The 7,461-nt window shown below is 48.6% G+C and carries 8 protein-coding genes; 2 read left to right on the top strand and 6 right to left on the bottom strand.

All coding sequences use genetic code 11. The features are described 5' to 3' along the window. The coding region (locus tag AC13CY_RS10975) for a hypothetical protein (protein WP_483052521.1) at window positions 1-184 on the top strand (184 nt) is incomplete at its 5' end. Between the two features lie 568 nt (window positions 185-752). Here the strand turns inward: AC13CY_RS10975 and AC13CY_RS10970 are convergent. Genes AC13CY_RS10970 through AC13CY_RS10950 form a run of 5 tightly spaced genes read right to left on the bottom strand, consistent with a single transcriptional unit; the run spans window position 753 to window position 5,334 of the window. Next, window positions 753-1,523, bottom strand: a complete 771-nt coding sequence (locus AC13CY_RS10970; protein ID WP_483052520.1) for an ABC transporter permease — start codon at window positions 1,521-1,523, stop codon at window positions 753-755. Window positions 1,524-1,532: 9 nt separating this feature from the next. Beyond that, a complete protein-coding gene (locus AC13CY_RS10965) occupies window positions 1,533-2,408 on the bottom strand; it encodes an ABC transporter permease (protein WP_483052519.1) in 876 nt (291 codons plus the stop codon). 34 nt (window positions 2,409-2,442) lie between these two features. Further along, window positions 2,443-3,621: an ABC transporter substrate-binding protein gene (locus AC13CY_RS10960; RefSeq protein ID WP_483052518.1), complete on the bottom strand. Its 1,179-nt coding sequence runs from the start codon at window positions 3,619-3,621 to the stop codon at window positions 2,443-2,445. 17 nt (window positions 3,622-3,638) lie between these two features. Then, window positions 3,639-4,676, bottom strand: a complete 1,038-nt coding sequence (locus AC13CY_RS10955) for an ABC transporter ATP-binding protein (RefSeq protein WP_483052517.1) — start codon at window positions 4,674-4,676, stop codon at window positions 3,639-3,641. After that, entirely contained in the window at window positions 4,669-5,334 is a 666-nt protein-coding gene (locus AC13CY_RS10950) for a pyroglutamyl-peptidase I (protein WP_483052516.1), read from the bottom strand. The genes AC13CY_RS10955 and AC13CY_RS10950 overlap by 8 nt, the downstream gene beginning before the upstream one ends. A 502-nt stretch (window positions 5,335-5,836) precedes the next feature. Here AC13CY_RS10950 and AC13CY_RS10945 point away from each other — a divergent pair. Continuing rightward, window positions 5,837-6,856 carry an IS30 family transposase gene (locus tag AC13CY_RS10945; RefSeq protein WP_483052515.1) on the top strand — a complete coding sequence of 340 codons (1,020 nt, stop codon included), beginning with the start codon at window positions 5,837-5,839 and terminating at the stop codon, window positions 6,854-6,856. Window positions 6,857-7,057: 201 nt separating this feature from the next. On the opposite strand, the gene AC13CY_RS10940 is transcribed toward AC13CY_RS10945, so the two are convergent. After that, entirely contained in the window at window positions 7,058-7,285 is a 228-nt protein-coding gene (locus AC13CY_RS10940; RefSeq protein ID WP_483052514.1) for a hypothetical protein, read from the bottom strand. Window positions 7,286-7,461: the final 176 nt, after the last annotated feature.

The raw sequence follows: 7,461 nt of genomic DNA, 5'->3' as shown, positions 1-7,461 counted from the left end.
CTCTGGTTGTGAAAGAGCATGCAGGTTAGACTTGGACATGGCGTATCCATCCTCTGTTGGTTGTGATCTTGGTGGTGATCAACCAACAGGATACGCCATCCTTTCAGCCTGCTTCCATACACCAGAAATCACCATAACTCGGCATCTTCCTTACGCTTATCACTTAGCCATTGAAAATAAGTGAAAAAGCCGAAAGCAAAACCAAAAAAGGTCACAAGAAGAGTGCCGACATCCGTCCACTTCACGTCTGAAAATAAATTTTCATTCTCAGTAGCGCCAATACAATATCCGATCAACAACAAACATACCGCCACAAACAACCCAACCCCATATTTCATCATTTTTAAACTCTAAGTGCTTCTGCTTGTTTTTCCGATATGACCGCTCAGGGTCGAGCCCAGACTGCAAATTAACCTTAGCACATGACAAGCATGAATTGAGCCATACTTTGACCTCCGCCTGATGGAGGAAGCCTAGCAGATAGAAAAAAGCGATAGGAAAAATCTGCCAACCTTAAGCAGAGGAACGCTAGTGTGGTGATTCTCAAGTTCGCATAATTAATCTGACTTGTCGGTGCGCCGATCAAGAGCTGATGCGGCTCGACCCACCGACGCCACTATCTGGTCAGCAGTTTTCCGCCACTGGAAAGGCTTTGGGTTCTCGTTATAGACTGACAGGTAGTGTCGAATAGAATCTTCTAGGCAGCGACGGCCGTATTTATGCAGCGTTTCCTTAACTCTGCCAGTATCAGCCTACAACCTAGCCCGCCCCCGATAATCAACGATGGCAAGAACTGCGATCAAAGCTAGAGTGAACACGATGATTATCGTCATCATGTTGAATATTTGATCGTTAAGGCCAACTTGCTGGTATTGTGACCATAAATAGGTCTGAAGGGTATTGTGACTGCCTTGAACGACTGCTGTTCGCACGGTCTCGTTAAATGAAAGGATGAAAGAGAAGATTGCTGCACCAAGTAGTCCTGGAAAGATGATGGGTAATTCAACACGGAAGAAGGTTGTTATCTTATTTTTTCCTAGCATGTAGGAAGCCTCAAGAAAGCTTGGGTTGAATCGTGACAGAGTGACAAGAATGATGAGGGTGGAAAAAGGTAAACACCACACTGTTTGTACGAAAACGATGGTTGCAGGTGATGGGGTGATGTCTAGTATCTGGAAGAACAGGGCAGTTGCGATGCCCATACTGATGCCTGGGATGAAAAGTGGTAGCAGGGATATTGCCAGTGTCAGCTTTGGAAGTTTCAATTCTCTTATCGTATGAGCAGTTAGAATAGATAAAATTGGGGTAATGATGCTTACTACTGAGGCGATCATTAGTGAGTTATTCAGAGAGCTGTTGATTCGGTTTTCTTCCAGCGTGGACCAGAGGTGCTCGAAAAAAGACTGGTCGTCCGGAACGCTGTTGAGTGATACGGTGATTGGCAGCATCATTGGAAGATAGAAAAAAGCTAACAATAAGGCAATATAGGCCAAACCTAGGGCTGAAATTAGAGTTTTAGTCATTGTGATTTTCTACCGAGAAGGCAGGAGATCTCCTAGAAATAGCTTCAGGTCGAAGAATCGTAGCCAGGTAAATAAGAGTACAAGCATAATGCCTATGGATATAGAAGACATGGCAGCCGACAGTGGATAGTTTACAGTGTTTAACGCACTTTCAATGGTATTGCCATAAAGCTGAAAACCGGCGCCACCTAGTATCCGAGAGACTGCGATTTCACCGAATACCCCAACAAATCCGAAAATAAATGCCGCTGTTACACCGGGGAGTGATAGTGGCAATGTCACGGAAAGAAACGTCTCTGCTCTGTTTCTGCCAAGCATCCAGCTTGCGTGTTCGTAAGTCCGTTCAATGCTGTTCAATGATACCCATATCGGGAATATCATAAACGGGAGATATGCTGAAATTAGTCCAATATACACTGAAAAATTGCTGTAAAGCAGCCAATCTAGAGGGTTCACAATGTAATTCAAGTTTAAAAGATAGGCATTTATAATTCCGTTTCGACCCAGGATGTCGGTCCAAACGAGTATTCGAACGATATAATTAACAAGAAATGGTGCTGCAAACAGGAAAAGCACAGTCCTCTGCCAATGTGGTTTGATAGTGCGATTGATGATGAAGGCGGCAGAAAAGGCAATTACGAGCATCAACATTGTAGAGCTGACGGCGATCACAATGGTACGCAAGAGAACACCTACTCTCTGACTGGTGAAGAATGTCGCGTAATTCTCGAGTGTGAGCGCTGGCTCGAAGCCAAACATGGTTCGCGACCAGAAGCTGATCACAAATGTAATCGCGACTGGCGCTGTGATTGCAGTGAATAAGAAGGCGAGCACAATGCCGGTAAAGCACCGATAAGATAACAGCCTAAAGATCAAACTTTTCATTAGCGGTTCTCCACCGATTTGTGCTCGTCGTCACTTATGCTGACATGAACCGCTGCCAAGTCTCTTCATAGTACTGAATGTTTCGAGGCCATCGGCTCTGCCAAGTGCCGCCTGCCTCGAATTTCCGCCTCACATTGTCGTGAATTCGACGGATATTGGCTGCGGTTTCCTCGGAGAACTGATCTGAATTGTTTAAAGCATACTCTGGTGCTTGGGAATTGGTCAAATAACCGTTTTTGTTTGAAATGGTTGCGCCATACCAAGGACCAAGCATGAAGTTAAGCAGGTTATATGCCGCTTCGATATCCTCCTCAGAATGATCGGGATTGTTCACGATGTAGGCGGCCATCGCCCATAGCAGATAGCCTTCTTTGGGATCTGCGTACTTCACCTCAACGCCTTGTTCTCTAGCAGCGAAAACTATAGGTTCCCAGCAGTCCATCACATAGACTTCTTTATTGACGAGTAGATCAACCGCCTGTTGGAAACTAGACCAGATGACTCGGAACTGCCCTTTTTTCTTCTTATCTATTAAAAATTCTGAGACTGTGTCGAGTTCGGATATGCTAAGGTCAGACGGGTCTTCAATATCGGCGAGGTCATTCGCTTTAAGGTATAACGCGGTTTTTTGTGCTGAAGTCGTAAAGTTATCTTCAAGCGCGACATAACCACGGAATTTTTCATCGAAAAGTGCTGCGTAGCTATCCAATTCTCCAGTTTCTTCTGGAAGATAAGCAAAGCTATCAGCCTGCAATACAGTAGGTACCCCATAAATTTTGCCATCCTGGCTTATGAAGTCTCTACCAGGCCCTCCTTTTTTTAGAAACTCTTCTAGATAGGCATTCTTTTCCCAGTTCGGTATACGCGCAGTGTCAATGGGGCGAATTAACCCTTCATTTGCCAAGGGCTGTTGGATGCCACCGACGATATTGATGATATCGAAAGTTTTTACGCCACCACCTACGATGAGTTGGTTGATGATCGCTGATGGTGCGTTTCCTATGGATACAACGTCCACATCATAATCGCTCGAGAACCGCGACCAGTCGCCAGGATCGCCGACGCCGATGTCTGCTATGGTCAGGCTTCGATGCGAAGATGCTAGAGCTGAGAAGGGGAGTCCACCCGTTGCGCTAGTTATGGCAAGTGCGGACGCCGCTTTTAGCAAAGTGCGACGATCAAAGTTGAATGTCGTGTCTAAAGATCTGTTCATTATCCAGAACCTCCAATTTATAATTCGAGTGGAATGACTTTTCCTTCTTCTATGTCGAAGCACACCTTCTGGCCTTCGTTGAAATCCTCTGATTTAGTTATGCTAGCAATCAGCACCTGACCATCCGTGAGATTTAATTCTATACTGCTGTGTAAGCCTCGATAGACAATTCTCTTAATCTCAGCCTGCGATTCCGATTCGCTACTGGCCGCAGTTAAAAGTATATTCTCGCTGCGAATAGCAACTTGCCCAGAGTAAGTTTTGCTCTTCAATGGTGTGACCGGAAAATGATCGTTAGCGATGTTTACATGGTCACCAGCCTCAGACTGAATGAGCTCAGCGTTTATTACATTGCAGCCTCTGAAGAAATTCGCGACGAATACGGTTCGTGGATTCTGGAAAATCGCTTTTGGTTCGTCGAGCTGGGCACACTTCCCTTCGTTGAGCAATGCAATGCGATCACTCATCGTAAGGGCCTCTTCTTGGTCATGGGTGACGTAAACAAATGTGGTGCCTGTCTGGCGTTGAATCGCTCTTAGCTCTAATTGCATTTCGCGGCGAATTTTTTCATCCAGTGCCGATAGCGGCTCATCGAGTAATAGCACATCAGGTGCGGGTGCGAGTGCTCTGGCAATAGCAACCCGCTGCTGCTCACCACCACTGAGCTGTCTAACACTGCGCTTCTCATAACCTGGGAGACCAACAAGCTCAAGTAACTCCTTGGCTCGCTTTTCACCATGATCCTTTCGCTGCTGACGCGTGAGCCCGTACTGCACATTTTGTCCAACGTCCAGATGCGGAAATATTGCGTACTGTTGGAAGATCATCCCAAAACGACGCTTCCATGGGGGGAGCGTTGTAATATCTGTATTGTTGTAGAGAATCTCACCAGATGATGGGTTTTCAAGCCCTGCGATCATCCGCAGAATCGTCGATTTTCCAGAACCGCTCGGGCCGAGCAACGTGAAGAATTCGCCGTCGTTGATGACAAAGTTCAGATGATCAGCGGGAGTGGCGGAATGATACCGCTTATGCAAGTTTCGTAATTCAATCATTTATTGTCAATTCTTTAGCCATTACATTGGCAATGATGCCAAGCGCGCTGGTAACCATCTCAAGACTCATTGATGCCAAATCTCCTCTTTGGTGCAATTCCAATCCCAGTTCAGAGTTTTGGGTTATTAGTTCAGCGACTTGCCGAGGAGAATAGGGGATGTGTACGAACAGAAACCGCGTTGCAAGATCTTGCTCGCGAATGAGATTGAGAGCCGTATAGGCCAAGGCATTGCAAAGATAGCTTCCTGCGGAGAGTGAAATGCGGGCTGGAATTCCGCTTTCCAGAAGTGCTTTCTGTATACCAAGTATCGGGGCATTGCTAAATAGAGCATCTGGTTGGTTACTAATCAACTGGGTGTCACTAAGCAAAGCATCTTCATTGTCTGGTATTTCGAAGTTGGCATAATTTAAGCCGCACTTCTCTAGCCTGAGGCATGTCTCGCCAGGCCATAGCCCAACAGATATCATCAAATCGGGCGAATGACTGTTAAGCAGATCCTGTACTCTATCGGTGAGACCCTCAATTGCTACGGGCATGCCGGATGCTCGAACAGTGTGGTCGGCTAAGGCCGGATGTGCTTCCATCGCCTGGGCCGCCGCCATGGACGGATTTTCGCTGCGCTCGCCGTATGGCGAAAAACCAGTAAATAAGATCATAGTTGCTGCAAATCCAGTGAATTTAGGAAGCAAACAATACAAATACAGATTGACTTAACAATTACACAATTATCGCTTTATCAGCGAACTGTCAACCTGTCGTCAAGAAGCGTATTGAGGAATAGACGAGTCTGGAAGTGGGGTAGAGCGCTGCCCCCCCCCCCCAACGCTGGTCGTTCAGCACTCGAAACTGAGGCTGCTCAGTTGAGTACTATGTAGCCCGCCTAGTCAGCGAGCCCGGGATGATCAGTCGTTGAAGGTCAGTGTTCGTGAACATCATGAAAAGAGTCGCTCAATCTATGGAACACGCTTCCACTGTTCAAGAGGTGATGGTCCGCAACAGTGAGTCTTTGACCACAGCATCTGTAAGCAATGGCTTACAACAATCCGTTATGCAATGAATCAAGAAGCTGTAAGCGAAAGGCGTGTCGTTAACCCAATTGGCAGCAAGGCGGTCTCAATGACCAAGTGCAACACCTAACCTATCAGGTAAGGTATTGCCATGACTCATTGCTACCGCCATCTTTCTGCTGAAGACCGAGCCGCCATCATGCTGATGCAAGGTCACCACTCGATTCGTTCCATCGCGCGTCAGTTAGGGCGTGCGCCTAGCACTATTTCACGAGAACTGGTGCGTCATACGGTTAGCCCTGACAGAGCGTATGACGCCAGCCTCGCTGGATATCGGGCCCGACTGACCCGCTGTCGGCCTCGTCGTAGCCCGAAGCTACCTCTCAATGGTGAGCTTTTTGAGCTGGTGGTCTACCTGCTGCGTAAGTACTGGTCACCAGAGCAAATAGCCCGCACACTGAAGCGTATGTTTCCTGATAACACTGACCGCCACGTCTCGCACGAAGCCATCTACAATGCGCTCTATCTCATGCCGCGCGGCTCGCTCAAGAAGGAGCTGATTGCCTGTTTGCGCCAGGGTAACGGTAAACGACGCCCTCGCAGCCGTGGCAAGGATAGGCGGCAACAGATTCCTGACCTAGTGAGCATCCACCTGCGGCCACCTGAGATTGAAGACCGCCTGATGCCTGGCCATTGGGAGGGTGACCTCATCATGGGTGCCAACAACCGCTCTGCCGTCGGCACGCTGGTAGAGCGAACCACGCGTCTGGTGATCCTGGCGAAAGTGGACGGCACCACCGCCACAGCAGCCGCTGTTGGCTTCAGCGACAAGCTCAATGAGGTACCGCGCTCCCTGCGCCTATCGATGACCTACGACCAGGGCAAAGAGATGGTGAAGCATGCCGAGATCACTCAGAAGACGGGGACAGCGATCTACTTTGCCGACCCGCATAGCCCATGGCAGCGGGGTTCCAATGAGAACACCAACGGGCTGTTGAGACAGTACCTGCCGAAGGGCACGGATCTGTCGGTCTACAGCCAGGAAGAACTCGACGAAATCGCCGACTCACTCAATACACGGCCACGCAAGACACTGGACTGGCGCACGCCGTTGGAAGTCTACGCCGAGGTGCTCAAGAAGTCCGTCGCCGGACCGAGCACGCTTCAATAGTGTTGCACTTGGAACTTGAGGCCGCCCAACAAAGCCTGTGACCAATGCAGCATTTTCTTCTGAAAGGCAGAGTTACCCTGTCGTTCCGGCTAAATCAAGCCGCTGGCACGCTGAAAGCTTTACCGTCAAAACCGCAGCTCTCAAATAGAAGCGCTTTGCGAAGAGGCGTATCGAAATCATAAGTGGCTTTGGGCAGGGGTATCAGAACTCATCTTCATTGATTAGCTCAAACACGCGACGTTTGGCATGGGGGATATCGCTCTTCGCTAGAACGTGCCAGTCGTAAGTCTCGCTGCCAGGTATCGTCTCCTGGCCGACGGCGCAGCGGTCTCGCTCATAGCGGTATCGCGTCCCGCTCGGCGACTGCCATTCAACTACGTTATCCCCGGTGAACACGGGTTTCAGATCGCTGATTTTGCGGAGGGCCATGGCCAAAAGTCATCTTTATTAGGGTATACACTATTGGAGTTAAGCTCAGTTCTTGTGTATGGAGGGCAGTAGAGAGGGTGGCGTATCCTGTTGATTGATCTCGCCAGATCACAACCAACATAGGACGGATACGCCATGAGCAATTCTACTCTCCAAGCCGTGACGCAGCCAGACAC

Source organism: Vreelandella sp. L-15 (genome assembly GCF_056857635.1).
This window is presented reverse-complemented; position numbering and strand designations above follow the sequence as displayed.

Bases quoted from the DNA above. Each gene is read 5' to 3' on its own strand.
- AC13CY_RS10965 (WP_483052519.1), bottom strand. From the start codon at position 2,408: ATGAAAAGTTTGATCTTTAGGCTGTTATCTTATCGGTGCTTTACCGGC.
- AC13CY_RS10940 (WP_483052514.1), bottom strand. From the start codon at position 7,285: ATGGCCCTCCGCAAAATCAGCGATCTGAAACCCGTGTTCACCGGGGAT.
- AC13CY_RS10960 (WP_483052518.1), bottom strand. From the start codon at position 3,621: ATGAACAGATCTTTAGACACGACATTCAACTTTGATCGTCGCACTTTG.
- AC13CY_RS10945 (WP_483052515.1), top strand. From the start codon at position 5,837: ATGACTCATTGCTACCGCCATCTTTCTGCTGAAGACCGAGCCGCCATC.
- AC13CY_RS10955 (WP_483052517.1), bottom strand. From the start codon at position 4,676: ATGATTGAATTACGAAACTTGCATAAGCGGTATCATTCCGCCACTCCC.
- AC13CY_RS10970 (WP_483052520.1), bottom strand. From the start codon at position 1,523: ATGACTAAAACTCTAATTTCAGCCCTAGGTTTGGCCTATATTGCCTTA.
- AC13CY_RS10950 (WP_483052516.1), bottom strand. From the start codon at position 5,334: ATGATCTTATTTACTGGTTTTTCGCCATACGGCGAGCGCAGCGAAAAT.